This window comes from Aquimarina sp. AWH4_224, assembly GCF_056160245.1.
Genome location: NZ_JBSWWU010000008.1, coordinates 258,640 through 275,885, shown reverse-complemented (window position 1 = coordinate 275,885; position 17,246 = coordinate 258,640). Strand labels below are relative to the sequence as shown.

Here is a 17,246-nt window from a genome sequence, read left to right as displayed (position 1 = left end):
TTACCAATAATATAAACATTCATTTAATCATTAAAACGTATACCTAGTTATTATGACAGCACACGAAATAGACTACGACATCATCGGAGAAGAAATGCAATATGTGGAGATTGAATTGGACCCACAAGAAGGCGTAATTGCCGAAGCAGGAAGCTTTATGATGATGGATGATGGTATAAAAATGGATACCATCTTTGGAGATGGGTCTGACAAAGATAAAGGAATCATGGGTAAAATCTTTGGAGCAGGAAAGCGACTGCTTACCGGAGAAAGTTTATTTATGACAGCCTTTTATAATGAAGCTATAGGAAAGAAACGCGTAAGTTTTGCTTCTCCCTATCCAGGAAAAATCATTCCTATTGATTTAACGAATTACGGCGGTAAATTTATTTGTCAGAAAGATGCTTTTCTATGCGCTGCCAAAGGAGTTTCTATCGGAATCGAGTTTTCTAGAAAATTAGGTCGTGGCCTTTTTGGAGGAGAAGGGTTTATCATGCAAAAACTAGAAGGTGACGGTATGGCATTTGTGCATGCTGGGGGTACCACAGCACGAAAAGAGCTACAACCAGGTGAAAAATTAAAGATAGATACCGGATGTATTATCGGTTTTTCTAAAGGAGTGAACTACGATATTGAGTTTGTAGGGGGTATCAAAAATACCATCTTTGGGGGCGAAGGATTATTCTTTGCTACCTTAACAGGACCAGGAGTAGTATATATACAATCACTTCCATTTAGTAGGTTAGCAAATCGAGTGCTTGCTTTAGCTCCAAGAGGAGGCGGTAAAAGTAAAGGTGAAGGTAGTATTTTAGGAGGTTTAGGAGATCTTTTGGATGGCGATAACAATTTTTAACTGTGTTAAATAAGCGCTAAAAGACTGGTTTTTTAGTTTTATTTGCATATATTAGTATTAGTTAAATATTAAAATGTAAGCTTATTCCTACAATTACTAGTTTAAACCTAACATTTAAACCCCTATTAATTTATGGCCAGAGCAATGTTTGATTACACTAAAACTGTTCTTAAAAAAGTAAGTTTTGATGTTAATCTTTTTACAAAGGAAGTTCTAAAAGCACTAAACAGACTACTTCCGCACGAGATTGAAGAATTGAAAATATGGATTCAATCCTTGACGGTTAAACAACCAGAATTACAATCTTGTTTAATCTATTTAAAAACAACATAAAAAAAAAGCGACTTTCTAGTCGCTTTTTACTTTTGTAATAGGGCTTATAATTTGAACATTTTGGAATGCGATTGCACCTTTGACTACTCCAGCTATAGTGGTATGTAGTGCATCTATGATCTGCATTTTTAATTCACTTTTATTGAAGATTAAGCTTACTTCTCTTGCAGGTGTTGGTTCATTAAAATAATGCAAATTCGTTTTTTCACTTTCTTTTACATCCATAGTATGCAAATAGGGGAGTAGTGTCATACCCAATCCTTCGTTTGCCAATTTCACCAAAGTTTCAAAACTTCCACTTTGTAACTGGAAATGATCTTCATCATAACTTTTTTGTGTTTTGCATAAGTTGATAATACCATCTCTAAAACAATGACCATCTTCTAGTAATAGCAAGTCATCTATATCCAAATCTGTCGCATCGATCTTTTTCTTTTGGTTCAACCTATGGTTATTGGGGATATATCCAACAAATGGTTCATAATATAAAACACGTTCTTTTATATTTTCATTTTCCAGTGGGGTAGCAGCTATAGCCGCATCCAAATGCCCATCCATCAAACGTTCAATAATAGCTTCTGTGGTTAGTTCTTCAATTTTTAGTTTTACCTTAGGATACTTTTTGATAAAATTGGTTAAAAACATGGGCAACAACGTAGGCATGATGGTAGGGATGACACCAAGTTTGAATTCTCCTCCAATAAATCCCTTTTGTTGGTCTACAATATCTTGTATGCGTTCACTTTCATTGACAATATTTCTGGCTTGTTGCACTAGTTTATTCCCAACTTCGGTAAGCTCTATGGGTTTTTTGCTTCTGTCAAAAATCAGAATATCTAACTCTTCTTCCAATTTCTGAATTTGCATACTCAATGTGGGTTGAGTTACAAATGTTTTTTCCGCAGCTTTGGTGAAGTTTTTGTGCTCGGCAACGGCTAGAACATATTTTAGTTGTGTTATGGTCATAGGTTATATTTTAGAACTACAAAGATAATAAAGCTATTGATATTGTTTATTAAAAAGTATTTAAAAATTTGTTTTATCTATAGTTTTAATAGCTGTTATAAGAAATTACTGGTAAAATTACTTTTTTTTAAATAAAAGTAGGGTAAAACCTCAATATGGTGTTTTAATAATAAAGATGAAGAAACACTAACCTGATCAATATGTACCTTATAGCATATCCCCTTTATGATGCAATAATAGGTTTTGGAAAAGTGCTGGGAAATTTTAGCCATTTATGGATTCTTTATATCCAAAAAGTAATACCGAATTGGGTGATTTTTGGATGTATAGCCCTGGTCCTTGTATTGATTATGGTAGTGATTGTGGTAATTAGTTTTAACAAAGTTCAAAAAAGTAAACGCATCGTTTTAAAACATGAACTGGAGAAAAAGGTTGCAGAAGCATTATTAAAGAAGAGAGAAAGAGAATTAGCCTTCCTTCGATCGGGTAGAGGAAAACATTTGGGGCATTTTTTTGAAGAATATACGGCAAGACAACAACAAGCCTATATTACTGGAAAGGACAAAGATCAACAAATGCAGACCTTACTGCCTTATCATCTTCTTTTGAGCAGCCAATTAAGTACGTTGTATCCCAACTTTTCTAAAGATGAAATTCAGCATTGTGTTTTCCTTTATTTGAATATCCCTTCAGAAAAAACGGCAAAAAAGCTTCAGTTAGAAGTGTCAGAAGTACAATCGATTAGATGTAAACTCCGAACCAAAGTGTTAAAAAGCAACGAACAAAACTTAAAAACACACGTCAGAGCTATTGTTATGAACTAGGGTGTTTATATAGGGCATACAATAGGAAAAAAAGCTGTCTATTAAGACAGCTTTTTTGATTGATGAATATTTTCTGTTGGATTACATTCTTATTTCAAAAGCAAGGTCTTCGTTACCCACTTCGAATTTTGCATCTCCCCACATTGGTGGTCCGTAGCTCATGTTATTGTTGGATACCCCGTAACTTTCTTTTGGCATTCCGTTGGCTTCAAAATCCATTCTTCCATTTCCGTTAGCATCATGCAAACAAGTGATTCCATATTCTCCTGCAGGAATGTTGGTGAAAGTCACTTTGGCCACCCCGTTTTCAATTTCACTTTTTGCAGCCTGAATCGGAGCCGCTTTCATGAACGTATTCTCATCATATAAGGCAAATAATACTTCTCCTTCAGAACCAGTTACATTAGGAACGGTTACTGTAATTGTGATTCCTTTGGCATTGTCTTGCGCAGTAAGTATAAAATTAGAGGTAAACAAGGCAAGTAATAAAGCTAGAGTTTTCATATACATAAGATTTTTATAGTTATTTGATGTTTGAACACTTCAAAAGTCTATAAATCTATGTGCATGTAATAAAGTATGTTACCGAATTGTCAATATCATAGGATGAATTGTATCTGGTACTAAATAATTGGAAATTGAATAGGATCAAAGTCTCTTTATAAAAGTCCTCGTGCTTTAATTTCCAGGTACTTATTAATAGTATTTACAGTAAGATTTTGAGGAGTAGTGAGTACGGTTTGGATACCATACTTTTGCAATTCTTTGACCATTACTTTTTTGTCGTAAGCAAATTGTTGTGCTATGGTTTGGTCATAAATGGTCTGTAAATCTTCCGCCTCGGCTTTGATAAGCTGATTCAATTCGGTGTTTTCGAAAAAGATAACTACTAATAAGTGCTTTTTTGCCAGTGCTTGCAAAAACGGAAGTTGTCTTTTTAATGAAGAAATATGCTCAAAGTTGGTATAGAGAAGAAGCAGACTGCGATGTGTAATTTGTCGTTTGACATGAGCGTACAACAGCCCAAAATCCGAATCCAAAAACTGCGTTTTTACATTATAAAGCGTCTCTGAAACGGTATTGATATATGTTTTCTTACCACTATCAGGAAGAAAATCATTTACCGTATTCGAAAAGGTCAACATTCCTACTTTATCATGCTTTTTTAAAGCAATATTAGAAAAGGCTAGCGTACTGTTTACGGCATAATCCAATAAACTTAACTCATTAAATGGCATTTTCATGACCCTACTCGCATCAATAATCGAATAAATAGGCTGTGATTTTTCATCTTGAAATTGATTGATCATCAGGTTGCTGTGTTTGGCAGTCGCTTTCCAGTTAATGGTACGCACATCATCGCCAACCACATATTCCTTAATCTGCTCGAACTCCATAGTATGCCCGATACGGCGAATTTTTTTCAGCCCAATTTGTGTCAGTTTATTGTCTATCGCCAAAAAATCGTATTTCTTCATTTGGATAAAAGAAGGATATACTTTTACCATAGCAGATTTGTCAAAGCTATATCTTCTTTTAACAAATTGTATTTTGCTCATGGCGTAAATATGTAAACTACCGAACACATATTCCCCTCGTTGAACGGGGCGAAGTGAATATTCAAAATCAAGTACATTTTTTGGGCCAATACGTTCTGATTTCAAAAAATCTCTCTTCTGAAATTGAACTGGGATCTCATCGATGATTTCAACATATGTGGTAAAAGGATAGTTGTTCTTGATCCTTATCGGTACTGCGTTAAAATCACTATTCGAAAATTTATCTGGTAACAATCGGTTACTATCAATCCCATTTTTGGAATTGAAAAGGATGATAACATCAAATAAAAATACAATCACAAACCCCCATACCAACAGCCATGTAAAAGGATATAGTATATGAAACCAGTACGCTAGTAAAAATAGTACAGCTATCGTAAAGAGTATATAAAATACGTTTTTGGTCAGGTATAAAGATTTGAAAAATTGAATCACTACTTAACGGGGGATTTCTACAGATTGTAAAATCATTTCAATAACATCTTCTGTGCTCATTCCTTCCATTTCGCGCTCTGGAGATAAAATAATACGATGGCGCAATACCGGGAATAACGACTTCTTTATATCTTCTGGAGTCACAAAATCTCTACCATTGATTGCTGCAAAAGCCTTTGAAGCATTCATCACTGCTATTGAGGCACGAGGAGAGCCTCCTAAATACAGATGAGGATGGGTTCTGGTTTTGGTGACAATCTCTGCAATGTATCCTAATATCTTTTCTTCAATAATAACTTCTTGTGTCTTATTCTTGAATTCTAATAATTTTTCTGGAGTTAAAACAGCATCAATCAATTCGAGCGGTTTTGTTGCTTTGCGTTCATGATGTGTTTTAAGGATATTGATTTCTTCTTCTAGATTAGGATAATCTACCTTGATTTTAAACAAGAAACGATCTAATTGTGCTTCAGGCAATGCATAGGTACCTTCTTGCTCAACCGGGTTTTGGGTAGCCAACACCATAAAAGGTGGTTCCATAGGATATCGAACACCATCAATGGTTACTTGTCTTTCTTCCATAACTTCGAACAAAGCAGCTTGTGTCTTTGCGGGCGCTCTGTTGATTTCATCAATAAGCACCATATTAGAAAAAATAGGGCCTTTTTTAAATTCGAAATCACTTGTTTTCATATTCAAAACCGAAGTTCCCAAAACATCACTCGGCATGAGATCGGGAGTAAACTGAATACGATTAAATCCGGTTTCTAAGGTTTTGGCAAATAATTTTGCGGTCACGGTCTTGGCAATTCCCGGAACTCCCTCGATCAAAACATGACCATTGGATAACAAAGAAACAATCAATAATTCTATAAAATCTTGTTGTCCAACGATAACCTTCGCTAATTCGGTTCTTAACTTTTCTACTGCCTGTTGCAGCTCACTCAAATCGATTCGATTTTCGAAGTTAAGGTCTTGTTCTGTCGGTGCTCCAGATGACGTTTCTTCTGGCGGAGTATTATTTTGCAGTTCCTCGTTTTCCATGTGCATTTTCTATTATGATCGACTTTTGAATTCTTTAATCAATTGATAAAGTCGGATTAGTTGTTCCTTTTCTATTTTTGGTGTGTTGTGTAGGTCGTTGAAAAAATTAAACAATTCTTTGGTGTCTTCTACTGTATTATTGCTTCTGGCGGCGATGTCTATTATTGTTTTTTCATCTATACTATTCGTTGGCACCCGCAAGGTGTTCCGAACGTACTCCAAAAACAATAGGTTTTGTTTTTTTGCGATTTCCTTGTGCTTCTCTTTTTCAAAATACATCCCACTTATGGTCCTGGTAAAGGCTAGGGTTTGATTTTTTAAAGGTTCGATGATTGGGATACTTCTTTGCTTTCGTTTTCCTTCAAAAATGACCAATAATACTGCAGCAATGAGTACAAAATAATAAGCCCACTTGAGATATCGATTACTCAGTAGTAAAAACAGTGGAGACGTATAAAAAGTTTTTCCAGCTTTGTAATAATTGTCCCAAAGAATAGGCTTCCCCTTAATATAAGTCAGCGCATTTTGAGTGTACTCGAAATTGTTTGCTTTAAGCATAAAGTAATTTCCAAAAGCTTCTGGGAAGGTATGTAATAAAATAACACCGTTTCCAAAAGGTTGCTGGATATAGTTCACCTTAGGAGATTGTATTTGTAACGTATCCTTATACAGCTCAGTAATCCCGAGTACTGTAGTTTTTAGGGTGTCGATGGTTTTGAAATACGAGTTATAAATATCTCTATCGTACAAATAGGGGAGGTCCACTTTTAATTTTTTATTGACGAGCTCTAATAATGGCTTGGTCGTAATATTATTAACCGAAATTAGGTTTTCGGCCTCAAGTTGTAAAGTATCTAAGAGTTTTTCTTCTATGGTTTTTGCCGAGATAAATAGTGTATTTCCTTTATCTACCCAATTCAATACTTTATTCAACTCATCTTTGTCAAAATTCACGGTTCCATTTACAAAGAAATACGTGCCCGATACTGTGTCATTATCGGTTAAGAATTCGTAAGGAGGTTGATTAATGTCCTTTACTTTTTCGTCGGTAAATGCTTCTTTGATCAGATTATAAGAAACAAAAGTACCTAAGGGAATTTTATCAGTTTTGGCATAACTAGGAAACCAATTAACAGGTTCCGGTTCATTAGCTTCCAAAAAAGTAAGCAACCCGATGGCTACGACAATTACAATGATGAATATTTTGGATTTCTTACTCATCTATTATTTTTGAATGCTTTGGGTTATGGATAAGAACTCTTTTTCAGCCTGTTGATAGGTGTTTTGATTGACTTCAAAACTTCCATACCAAATAAAATCGTATAACTTGGTAATTACTTTAAATTGTTCTCTCAAGCTACTGTCGGTAAGCTCTTTACTATAATCTGTATTCGTTTTTTGCGACTCCCAATCGATATACTCCGCTTCAGATAGATTTTTTAGGACTAACAAATAATAATAACGAATCGCCAACCTAAAATTTTGTTGTTTTATGGCTTGATTAATGAGATCTCTGATATCTTGGTTATGGATAATGTCTTCTTCGTCGGTAAAAGCTACTTGTGGGATTTCTTCATTCTCTAAAAGCATTTCTCTTGGATTTACTTTCATAAACAACCAGACTAATAAGAATAATACTGCAATAATGACCAGATAGGGTAATATATTGAAGAAACCTGCCCAAAAACTGCTAGCTTCGTTGGTGCCAAACAACCAATTGATGAATTTCATAAATGCTTGGGCTAACCAGCTTTTGAATTGGGTCCACCAATTATCCACTTCTTGCTTTTCTCTATAATCAAAAGCTCTGTCCTTTTTATAGGATTCTATTTTATCCTGATCTAGCTTTTTAGCTTCTATCTCAGAATCTAAATCATATATGACTTCTTGACTTTGGACTATACTAGTACTATCTACAGCTTGAGCAGCTATAGAAAAAGGAATACATAATAGTAAGAAGTATAAAAATTTCAAGTTATTCAGATTTTCCTAGAGATTCTATTTGTTCAAAAGCTCCTGTAGAATGTTTTCTTTCATTCAGATTAAAATATATAAAGGCAGTAGCAACAGCAGTGATGATATATAGTATGTATTGAGCGGCAGACGAAATCGTATTTAATATAATAAAGACCCAATCAAACATGGATGAAGGATCTGACATTGTACTCTCTGAAGCCGCGGTAAATGTTTTGGTTAAAGAATAGACTACGGCCGGGATTGAAAACACCATACTAATTAACCAAATGATAATTCCTAATACGAATAGGGTAGCAAAGGTAATCCACCATTCATCTTTGACCAGTTGAAAACTTTCATTGATCGAATCAGAAACACTAATATTTCTAAAAACCAAAAGCGAAAATACCATGCTCATTGGCACGTATAAATAAACGCCTGGGAAAAAACATAACATTAAACCAAAAAATATGATGATCCCTGAGAGTAATCCCAATCCAATCATACTTCCAAAATCTTTTTTAACTCCTTGAGATACTGCATCTTGATCTACCACGCCTTTTCCTTCAATATATGATTTGATGAAGTGAAGAACGGTTCCAAAAAGGAGTCCATAAAACACTAATAGGGTAATTAACATAACAAACAGTGCAATAAACATATTTCCAGTGCCTAAAAGACCTCCACTACTAAGATTTACGGGGTCTAGCACATCAGCCGAGGCATATGTATAATAGCCTGAAGCTAATAGTAGTATTACAAAAGGAATACCAGAGGTTTTGATCAACATACCGAATAATGATTTTCCATTGTGTCTTAAAAAACCAAAAGTATCCGTCAGTATATCTCCTAATTCTCTTCTTTTTTTGAATTCTATGTAGTTATTATTCATTTTCTAGTTTGTTATATAGTTGTCTGGGGTAAATTACATAATAAAACAGGATCAGTGATAAAGAGCCTAGTATAATGATTAAGGCAAGCCAATCCGGCATTTCGGTATGTCGAGTTACGAATCCTTCCAAAAACCCTGCAATAATAAAGAAAGGAATTGTACTTATTACAATTTTTAATCCTGCCTTTATTCCTTTTACAAAGGAAGTTAAACGAGTATATGTTTTAGGGAATAAAATGGATTTGCCCACTACCAAACCAGCACATCCCGCAATAATAATTACAGAGATTTCTATGGTACCATGGATCCAAATCGTTCTTGCGCTTTCCCATAACAAACCTTTGGTATAAAAGAAGTATTGAAATGCACCTAGCATGATAAAATTTTGCATGAGCATATATACAGTTCCAATACCAAACATTACCCCTAATATAAAGCAGTTGAGGGCTACTCGAATGTTGTTGATGGTAATACCCAAAAACATGTTAGTTTCTCCCATCTGTTTATACACGGCCATAGGATCATCTTTTGCTATATTTTCTAAAGTCATATTTACATAGGCATCTCCAAGAATCGAGCGAACAAATGCTCCATCTGTGGCAGAAGAATATACGCCTATTGCGGTAAATAGTGCTGAAATTAAAAAGGCAATCAACAACTCTTTTTGATAGCTATAAAATTCTAAAGGAAACTCTTTTATCCAAAACGTATAGAACCTGTTTTTCTTCTCTTTTTTGGTTCGATATACTTTTTGATGTGCTTTGCTAGCTAAGCCATTTAGGTAACTTAGGGTTTGACTATTGGGGTAAAATGTTTGTGCATAACTGAGATGATCGGTTATTTCTATATACAGATCCGAAAGTTCATCTGGTGGAATGATGGTATTATTAACCAGAACACTTTCAAATTTTAACCATTTATCTTTATTTTGCTTCACAAAAGCCGCCTCGCGCATGTATCAAAAGATTAAGAGGTTCAAAGAAACATAATTAATGGATAATTTTCAAATAGAAACTGCCCAAAATGTTAGCATACAACAAAATGCTGCTGGCATCGGAGAGCGAATACTAGCATATTTTATTGACTTTATGATTATCATAGCGTATTACATACTCATATTGTTTGTTATTGGTATGTTGGATGCAGATATGGGGGATCAATGGGCTTTTTGGTTGATACTCAGTATTCCTCCGTTTTTGTATTTTTTGCTCTGGGAAACGTTTTGGGATGGGCAAACACCTGGGAAGGCTACTATGAAAATTAAAGTGACAAGACTTGACGGATCACGCCCTGCATTTTCAAATTATTTGATTCGGTGGTTACTTCGCTTGTTGGATATTTCTTTGGCTATGGGTGGAGTAGCAGTGGTTACCATTTTGATGAATGGGAAAGGACAACGCTTGGGGGATATGGCTGCTGGTACCACTGTGATCAGCGAACGACAACGCGTACAATTTCATCAAACCATATTGGTGGATATACCAGACGATTATGTTGCTGTTTATCCTCAGGTTACTGTTTTTAGTGATGCTGAAATGAGAAAAATTAAAACAATATACTCAGAAGCCAAGAGAGAAGCCAATCATAATGTTATTTTGGAACTGTCTAAAAAGGTCAGTGCCATAATGGATGTAACCCCGCAAGAAAAGCCTCTACATTTTGTAGATAGGGTGATTGCAGATTACAATTATTACACGCAACAATTATAATTTATCACCAAGGGGTAACAATTTTTCGAACTTTTTGATATAGGGATATAAATCATAAAATCTTTTATATCATGAAGAAAAAGAACATCAAAAAGTTACAATTGAGTAAAGACAGTATTGCACAATTAAGAGGTGGGTTAGCTCACCCAATGGGAGAGTATAAAGAACGGGTTAAATATTATGTAGGTACAAGAAATACCTGCCAATGTGAGACCATTGCTTCTCCTTGTTAAACGACAAAAGCGGACCTCGGTCCGCTTTTTTTGTTATATAAATTATTATTTAATGACTTCGGCTTTGATGAAGATGTTTTCTTTGGGCCATTCGCTGCCATCTACGGGGACGTTTGATATTTTGTCTGCGATATTCATCCCTTTTACGACCTTACCAAAGATGGTATGTTCCCCATCTAAATGACTGGCTCCTTGTTTGGCTAGAACAATAAAGAATTCATAAGGAGTAGAACGATTAGAAGGATTATCAACCCATTGTTTTGATAGTGCTACTGCACCTCGTACATGCTTTAATCCTTTTACCTGCTCTTGCGGGATGGTGTACTCTCCGATTTCAAAACGTTTTCTTGCCATTTGCTCACGATCACTATTTCCTCCCTGTATCACAAAACCTTTGGCCACTCTGTAGAAAAAAGTTTCGTCAAAGTATTTTTGTTTGACCAAATAGATAAAATTTGCTCGGTGTAATGGCGTTTCTTTATATAGTTTGATATGAATATCTCCATAAGACGTAGATATTCGTACTAAAGTTTCTGGATTTTCTTTTCCGTATGCTGCCATAAATTCTCTTAGGTTTTCGTTGGTTAGCCTAAAAGGTTCTTCTTCAGTCTTTTTGTTGGTGTCAGTGTTTTCTATAGCTTGTTTTTTTGAAGGTGAAGCGTTTGTTTTTTCAACCTTTTGCTGAGTGACAGATGGGGAATCCTTCTGCTTATTTTTTTTAGATTGTGTATCTTCACAATTAGAGAATACAAAAATGCTAATGCAAAAGACTAAAATTGATCTGGTAAATGACATTTGATACGTTTAAAAATTTAATTCCAAAAATAAAGAAAATGTCAGTACCGGGAGAATCTTCTCATTTTGTTATGGCTCCCGAAATGCGAACCAAGGAGCTGAATCGTTTAAAAATTGAAGAAAGAAACCCCAGGAATGCTGCCGTAATGATGCTTTTTTATCCCAAAAAAGCAATAACTCATATTGTTTTGATCCTAAGACCTACTTACGAGGGTGTCCATTCGGGTCAGATTGCTTTACCCGGAGGAAAAGTAGAAACCTATGATACCAGTTATAAAGAAACTGCTTTGCGGGAAACCGAAGAAGAAATAGGTGTATTTAATAAAAGTATTGAGGTGGTTAAGACTTTGACAAGAGTATATATTCCGCCATCAAATTTTTGGGTACATCCCTTTATGGGGTTTACCGATCATAGACCCGAATTTGTGGCTCAGGAAGAAGAAGTGGCGGAGGTAATCGAGGTGCCATTGTCTGAATTACTGAATGATCATAATGTAATACCACAAAGATTAACGACTTCTTATGCCAATGATATAGAGGTACCTTCCTTTAAACTAAATGGTTACACGGTTTGGGGAGCAACAGCTATGATGTTGAGTGAGCTTAAAATATTTTTAAAGACTACAATGGAATAATGATTTTGTATCTTTGGCAATCTAAATACAACCAGATTTCTACACATGGGAATATTTAAAAGAAATCCTTTTGGTCATGTTTTGTTTTTGAAAAAGTGGCTTATTCGTATTATGGGATCAATGACGCACAGGCGTTATCGTGGTTTCAACGAATTACAAATAGAAGGAAGTGAGATCATCAAAGATCTTCCAGATAATAATGTATTATTTGTCTCCAATCATCAGACATATTTTGCAGATGTAGTGGCAATGTTTCATGTTTTTAATGCAAGTTTGAGTGGGCGAGTAGACTCTATTAAAAATATTGGCTACCTCTGGCATCCTAAACTTAACTTGTACTATGTAGCGGCAAAAGAAACTATGAGAGCTGGATTGCTGGCTCGTATTTTGGCCTATGCCGGAGCAATAACGGTAGAACGTACCTGGAGGGAAGCAGGAAAAGATGTGAACCGACAGGTAAAAATGAGTGATATCACCAATATTAAAAGAGCTCTTGAAGATGGTTGGGTAATTACGTTTCCGCAGGGTACAACAAAACCTTTTAAACCTATTCGTAAAGGTACAGCTCATATTATCAGACAATACAAACCAATTGTAATCCCAATAGTTATTGATGGTTTCCGAAGATCATTTGATAAAAAAGGAATTCGTATCAAGAAACGTGGGATTTTACAATCTATGGTCATCAAAGAACCCTTGCAGATTGACTACGATAATGATTCTATAGATGATATTGTAAGCAAATTGGAATTTGCTATCGAACAACATCCATCTTTTCTAAAAGTAATTCCTCAAGCCGAACTGGAAGCCGAAGAAGAATTGAACAAAAAAAGACAGTGGGAATATTAGTGGTTATCTATATTTTATTCTAACCAAAGTTTAAAATCTTTTACTCGCTCTCTAGATACTATAATTTCTTGTTCATTAAAGTTATTGAGCTTTACTTGTAATCTTGAATTGGTGTAGGAGATAATATCTTTTATGGAATTAATGTTTACATAAAACTTTCTGCTTACTCTGAAAAACTGTTGAGGATTCAATTCTTCTTCCAGCGATTCCAGAGTAGTATCAATCAGATAATTTCTATTATCGGTAGTATGTAAATAGGTTCCCTTATTTTCAGAATAGAAGCATTCGATATCCTCTACAGAGAATATTTTAAGATGTTGCCCAACTTTTGCGGTAAAACGCTTCTTGTATTGACGGTCTATAGGATTGATCAATAACTTTTTGATATCATCAAAGTCGACCTGAATTTGTTGCTTTGCGGGGATTTGTTCTTTGTATTTGGTAACCGCAGCTTCTAATTCATCATCATCGATAGGCTTTAATAAATAATCAATGCTATTTAATTTAAACGCCTTAAGCGCATACTCATCATAAGCGGTAGTAAAGATAATGGCACTTTTTATGGTTACCGTATCAAAAATTTCAAATGATAGTCCATCACTGAGCTGTATATCCAAAAAAATGAGATCTGGATGTTCGTTATTGCTAAACCATTCGATGGATTCGTTCACAGAATGTAGCATGGTATGTACTTCGATATCCAAATCGCTGAGCATTCTGTTTAATCTTCTGGCTGCAGGTTTCTCGTCTTCAATGATTATTACGTTCATGGGTTATGTCGTTATTAGTTTGTGAAAAACAATAAAAAGATCCAATTGTTGTGGCTGTTATTCCCACAATTGTTTCTGATTGTCCTGTTCTTCTTCCATATACTTTCTTATTTTTCGCTCTTCCCAATCTTTATCAAACATCGGGTTGATGCGATATGCTTTTACGGCGTGAAATGCCAATCCAATTCCCCAACCAAAAGCGGCCCACAGAAACCAAGGATAACTCCATTCGTTTTGGTAGTAGTTAAGTCCCGCAAGAAAACCAATAATGATAATGTAGGATATCAAGTTGTTATAAAACTTTTTGAGTTCTTCTACGCGTTCTTTTGCACGCTCATATCGTTTTTGTTGTTCAAAATTATTCATAATCATTCGTTTAGCAGTTAGTGTATTGTTGTTTAAGGGAATGCTAATTTAGAGGTCCTTGAAAAAATCATCTTCCTCTCTAAGTATTTCCTCAATCTTTCGTTCTTCCCATTTTTTACTGAAAAAAGGATTTTTGTCAAAAGCTTTGATGTAATGAAATAGTAATCCTATTCCCCAAAGTACTGGTGTCACATACAAATGCCATTGTAACCAGTTTTTAAACCCTTGACTCTCAAAGTTGGTATTGACAAAGAGGATTAGCGTATTGATGATAATATATATGGTAAGGTGTATATAAAACCCCTTTTCCTCTTTAACTCTCTGTTTTGCTCGTTCGTATTTTTGTTGATCTGGTGTTTGCATAGTTTTATTCATTTACATCTTCTTCCATCATTTTTTTAATCTTCTTTTCTTCCCAGTTTTTACTGAAAAGAAATACTTTTTCGAATGCCCAAAGCCAATGGCAAAATAAGCCAATCCCCCAGGCCAAAGGTGTAATGATATTACTAAAATTCCACCATTTCAAAAAGTCTACGTCCTTATCGTCGGTACCAATAAATACCAAAAGTTTTGTTTTGAAAAAGAAGAGAGCAATGTTAATGACAACATAGATGGCTAGGTGAATATAAAAATCCCGTTCTTTTTCTACTCTTTTTTTGGCAGCTTGATAAGCCTTTTGTTCATTTTCATTCATATTCATAGTTGCCTTATTTTTAAAAATCGTCTTTATCCATTAGTTTCTTTATCTTATCCTCTTCCCATCTTTTAAAGATTCGCATACTAGGTCCAAATACACATATTCCATGAATCAGTAATCCTATTCCCCATAAAACTGGAGTGGTTAAGGAGAATTTCCATTGTGCCCAACTCAGAAAAATAAAATCCAAATCAATGCTCATAAGCAAAAGTGCAATATTGATAATCACATAAGCAGTAAGGTGAGAGTAGAATCCTTTTTCGGCATCTACCTTCTTTTTGGCTCTTTCGTAAGCTTCACTATCTTTTAAATCATTCATAACCATTTCTTTTAGATTCTTCCATGTACTTTTTGATCTTTCTCTTTTCCCAGTCTTTTCCAAAGATTGGGTGGCGGTCATAGGCTTCAGCATAGTGGAATATGACTCCAATACCCCAACCAACGATTGGGAATATCACCCAAGGGATGCCAAAACCTGTCGTGCTGTAATTGATGAATGCTAAAAACGGAATTACGATGATGTATGAAATAAAGTTTCCGTAGAATTCTTTGATTTTCTGTACTCGTTCCTTGGCACGATTGTATTTTAGTTCTTTAATATTTGTAATAGGTCTTTCTATTGTTGCGTCCATTATTTTTATTTTTTTGGTTAACATTGGGAGTTTTGCGATAAAAGCTTTCTCAGTTTTATACACCATAAACTCTCTTTTGGTGAGCAGCGCATATCGTTGCTGTACATTTCCTAAACCAACACCGCTGCTTTGCTTGATGACTTCTTTTGGCTGTAAGTTGTTTTCTACAATCAGGAAACCATCTTCTTCATAGATTTTAATGTGCAAAGGCTTTTCTGGCATCACCACATTGTGTTTTACTGTGTTTTCCAGTAATATCTGTAATGATAGAGGAACCACTCTAGCATCTGGATTTGCAGCTTTCTCTGGCATTTCAAAGATGATACTATCTTCAAACCGAAGCTGCACCAATGTCATATAGGTCTTTGCAAATTTCAATTCTTCATCTACGGTCACCAACTCTTTGTTTTTTTGTTCCAAAACGTATCGATATACTTTGGATAAAGAAGTGGTGAACTTTTGAGCCAGTCTGGGGTTTTCTTCAATCAGTGATGTTAATACATTTAAACTATTGAAAAGGAAATGAGGATCTAACTGATTTTTGAGAGCTGCAAACTTTGCAGAGGCCGTTCCTGCAATTATTTTTTGCTCGGTGATCTTTCTTTTTTGTAGCTCTTTGTAAAAGTAAAAAGCATGAAAAAATAAAGAGATCAGTAGTGTGATAAAGAACCCTATTAAATAGTAGCTCAACTTTTCGTTTTCTAAAAAGGTTTGAAAAGATCTTCCTTTGATACCAACAATGATAATCATTCTTATCAACCCAAAAACAATCATGGTAACGATAATAGAACCAATAGCTCCGTACAACAATCGTTTTCTAGGGTGTTTTTCCCAGGTGTACCATTTGCCTAAAAAATCAAAGAAATAGAAGTTGGCCATAGCCAGAGGAAACGCGAATACAAAATTGACTAATGTATCTTCCAGTACATCCATAAGAATGATGGGCTCTCCAATAGCGAATAACAACTCTGCTATCTCTATGATCACCGCAATGACGATACTGATTTTAACCATTTTTGTAATATACGTCTTCATGTACTCTGGTTTTTTAGAATCCATTGTCTTACTACTTACAATTTTCCTGAATTCTAGTTATTTGGTCCTTACCCCATTTAGGATAAAAAGGCGTTTCGTTTTTAGACTCCTTTTCAAAGTACAAGATAGCCTTTTCTACCTCAGGACAAAAGTCCTTTGGGTCTTTACCCCAGAATTTTGCGCCTCCCATTTTCCACTCGGCATGATATAATGTTGCTCTTGGATTTTCGGGATCTATTCCTTTGGCACTCCTATATAACTCTTCTACTTTTCCTGATAGGGTAGGTCCGTATACTGATGGATTCGATACTACATAAGCAGTGTTTAACATCGCTTCCATCACCAGAATCTCGGCATTTTCTTTTGAGAAAATTTTGGCTTCATTCAAAAAGTCCTGAGCTTTTTTTAATCGAGTTTGAACCTCGGTTTCGTCTTTGATATTAAAACAAGTAATGATATGTACTTGAGCAGCGTAGTAAAATGGTAACCAGTTTTCTTTTTCTGCTCTAGCAATGCGTTCGAACATGTTGATAGATTCGTCTTGTTTTCCGTTTTTCCAAAGTTCAAAAGCTTTGGTCATTCCTTTTTCGTACGCTCCTTGTGCGTTGATATTTGCAGAGGCAATAAAAGCAAGTACTATTAAAATAATTCTCATGGTGGTGT

General features: G+C 35.1%; 23 protein-coding genes. 7 read left to right on the top strand and 16 right to left on the bottom strand.

Annotated elements, in window-relative coordinates; all coding sequences use genetic code 11:
- Positions 1-52: 52 nt before the first annotated feature.
- A complete protein-coding gene (locus ACXAGJ_RS17005; RefSeq protein WP_474841314.1) occupies positions 53-853 on the top strand; it encodes a TIGR00266 family protein in 801 nt (266 codons plus the stop codon).
- Between the two features lie 132 nt (positions 854-985).
- Positions 986-1,186 (top strand): hypothetical protein, encoded by a 201-nt coding sequence (locus ACXAGJ_RS17000; protein WP_073314891.1) that lies wholly within the window; start codon positions 986-988, stop codon positions 1,184-1,186.
- Positions 1,187-1,201: 15 nt separating this feature from the next.
- Here the strand turns inward: ACXAGJ_RS17000 and ACXAGJ_RS16995 are convergent, their stop codons facing one another.
- Positions 1,202-2,152, bottom strand: coding sequence for a LysR substrate-binding domain-containing protein (locus tag ACXAGJ_RS16995; RefSeq protein WP_073314889.1), 951 nt, complete (start codon positions 2,150-2,152; stop codon positions 1,202-1,204).
- Positions 2,153-2,352: 200 nt separating this feature from the next.
- On the opposite strand from ACXAGJ_RS16995, the gene ACXAGJ_RS16990 reads away from it, so the two are divergent.
- Complete coding sequence (locus ACXAGJ_RS16990) at positions 2,353-2,976, top strand: hypothetical protein (protein WP_474841313.1); 624 nt, start codon at positions 2,353-2,355, stop codon at positions 2,974-2,976.
- 81 nt (positions 2,977-3,057) lie between these two features.
- Here the strand turns inward: ACXAGJ_RS16990 and ACXAGJ_RS16985 are convergent, their stop codons facing one another.
- From ACXAGJ_RS16985 to ACXAGJ_RS16955, 7 genes are all read right to left on the bottom strand, one after another.
- Entirely contained in the window at positions 3,058-3,480 is a 423-nt protein-coding gene (locus ACXAGJ_RS16985; protein WP_473286102.1) for a DUF2141 domain-containing protein, read from the bottom strand.
- Between the two features lie 155 nt (positions 3,481-3,635).
- A complete protein-coding gene (locus ACXAGJ_RS16980) occupies positions 3,636-4,967 on the bottom strand; it encodes a DUF58 domain-containing protein (protein ID WP_474841461.1) in 1,332 nt (443 codons plus the stop codon).
- 6 nt (positions 4,968-4,973) lie between these two features.
- The gene (locus ACXAGJ_RS16975) at positions 4,974-6,014 is read right to left on the bottom strand and encodes an AAA family ATPase (RefSeq protein ID WP_084549442.1); all 1,041 of its coding nucleotides are present in this window, start codon (positions 6,012-6,014) and stop codon (positions 4,974-4,976) included.
- Positions 6,015-6,026: 12 nt separating this feature from the next.
- Complete coding sequence (locus ACXAGJ_RS16970) at positions 6,027-7,235, bottom strand: DUF4350 domain-containing protein (protein WP_474841312.1); 1,209 nt, start codon at positions 7,233-7,235, stop codon at positions 6,027-6,029.
- A 3-nt stretch (positions 7,236-7,238) separates the two neighbouring features.
- Positions 7,239-7,988 carry a DUF4129 domain-containing protein gene (locus ACXAGJ_RS16965; RefSeq protein WP_474841311.1) on the bottom strand — a complete coding sequence of 250 codons (750 nt, stop codon included), beginning with the start codon at positions 7,986-7,988 and terminating at the stop codon, positions 7,239-7,241.
- A gap of 1 nt (position 7,989) precedes the next feature.
- A complete protein-coding gene (locus ACXAGJ_RS16960) occupies positions 7,990-8,862 on the bottom strand; it encodes a hypothetical protein (RefSeq protein ID WP_474841310.1) in 873 nt (290 codons plus the stop codon).
- Positions 8,855-9,817: a stage II sporulation protein M gene (locus ACXAGJ_RS16955; RefSeq protein ID WP_474841309.1), complete on the bottom strand. Its 963-nt coding sequence runs from the start codon at positions 9,815-9,817 to the stop codon at positions 8,855-8,857. The genes ACXAGJ_RS16960 and ACXAGJ_RS16955 overlap by 8 nt, the downstream gene beginning before the upstream one ends.
- A gap of 37 nt (positions 9,818-9,854) precedes the next feature.
- Here ACXAGJ_RS16955 and ACXAGJ_RS16950 point away from each other — a divergent pair, with 37 nt between their 5' ends.
- Positions 9,855-10,571, top strand: a complete 717-nt coding sequence (locus tag ACXAGJ_RS16950; RefSeq protein WP_474841308.1) for an RDD family protein — start codon at positions 9,855-9,857, stop codon at positions 10,569-10,571.
- A 71-nt stretch (positions 10,572-10,642) separates the two neighbouring features.
- Complete coding sequence (locus ACXAGJ_RS16945; protein ID WP_170864561.1) at positions 10,643-10,804, top strand: hypothetical protein; 162 nt, start codon at positions 10,643-10,645, stop codon at positions 10,802-10,804.
- Between the two features lie 45 nt (positions 10,805-10,849).
- Here ACXAGJ_RS16945 and ACXAGJ_RS16940 read toward each other — a convergent pair whose 3' ends face one another.
- Positions 10,850-11,599 (bottom strand): peptidylprolyl isomerase, encoded by a 750-nt coding sequence (locus ACXAGJ_RS16940; RefSeq protein WP_474841307.1) that lies wholly within the window; start codon positions 11,597-11,599, stop codon positions 10,850-10,852.
- A 38-nt stretch (positions 11,600-11,637) separates the two neighbouring features.
- Between ACXAGJ_RS16940 and ACXAGJ_RS16935 the strand changes: the two genes are divergently transcribed.
- Positions 11,638-12,234 (top strand): NUDIX hydrolase, encoded by a 597-nt coding sequence (locus ACXAGJ_RS16935; RefSeq protein WP_474841306.1) that lies wholly within the window; start codon positions 11,638-11,640, stop codon positions 12,232-12,234.
- Positions 12,235-12,279: 45 nt separating this feature from the next.
- The gene (locus tag ACXAGJ_RS16930) at positions 12,280-13,083 is read left to right on the top strand and encodes a lysophospholipid acyltransferase family protein (RefSeq protein WP_474841305.1); all 804 of its coding nucleotides are present in this window, start codon (positions 12,280-12,282) and stop codon (positions 13,081-13,083) included.
- Positions 13,084-13,097: 14 nt separating this feature from the next.
- On the opposite strand, the gene ACXAGJ_RS16925 is transcribed toward ACXAGJ_RS16930, so the two are convergent.
- From ACXAGJ_RS16925 to ACXAGJ_RS16895, 7 genes are read right to left on the bottom strand one after another with little or no spacing between them, the layout of a single operon-like run.
- Positions 13,098-13,853 carry a LytR/AlgR family response regulator transcription factor gene (locus tag ACXAGJ_RS16925; RefSeq protein WP_474841304.1) on the bottom strand — a complete coding sequence of 252 codons (756 nt, stop codon included), beginning with the start codon at positions 13,851-13,853 and terminating at the stop codon, positions 13,098-13,100.
- 57 nt (positions 13,854-13,910) lie between these two features.
- Complete coding sequence (locus ACXAGJ_RS16920; RefSeq protein WP_073314868.1) at positions 13,911-14,219, bottom strand: 2TM domain-containing protein; 309 nt, start codon at positions 14,217-14,219, stop codon at positions 13,911-13,913.
- 48 nt (positions 14,220-14,267) lie between these two features.
- Positions 14,268-14,582 carry a 2TM domain-containing protein gene (locus tag ACXAGJ_RS16915; RefSeq protein WP_474841303.1) on the bottom strand — a complete coding sequence of 105 codons (315 nt, stop codon included), beginning with the start codon at positions 14,580-14,582 and terminating at the stop codon, positions 14,268-14,270.
- Positions 14,583-14,586: 4 nt separating this feature from the next.
- Complete coding sequence (locus ACXAGJ_RS16910) at positions 14,587-14,919, bottom strand: 2TM domain-containing protein (protein ID WP_474841302.1); 333 nt, start codon at positions 14,917-14,919, stop codon at positions 14,587-14,589.
- 13 nt (positions 14,920-14,932) lie between these two features.
- Complete coding sequence (locus tag ACXAGJ_RS16905) at positions 14,933-15,235, bottom strand: 2TM domain-containing protein (protein WP_474841301.1); 303 nt, start codon at positions 15,233-15,235, stop codon at positions 14,933-14,935.
- A complete protein-coding gene (locus ACXAGJ_RS16900; RefSeq protein WP_073314862.1) occupies positions 15,228-16,583 on the bottom strand; it encodes a 2TM domain-containing protein in 1,356 nt (451 codons plus the stop codon). The genes ACXAGJ_RS16905 and ACXAGJ_RS16900 overlap by 8 nt, the downstream gene beginning before the upstream one ends.
- A 31-nt stretch (positions 16,584-16,614) precedes the next feature.
- The gene (locus ACXAGJ_RS16895) at positions 16,615-17,238 is read right to left on the bottom strand and encodes a hypothetical protein (RefSeq protein ID WP_474841300.1); all 624 of its coding nucleotides are present in this window, start codon (positions 17,236-17,238) and stop codon (positions 16,615-16,617) included.
- Positions 17,239-17,246: the final 8 nt, after the last annotated feature.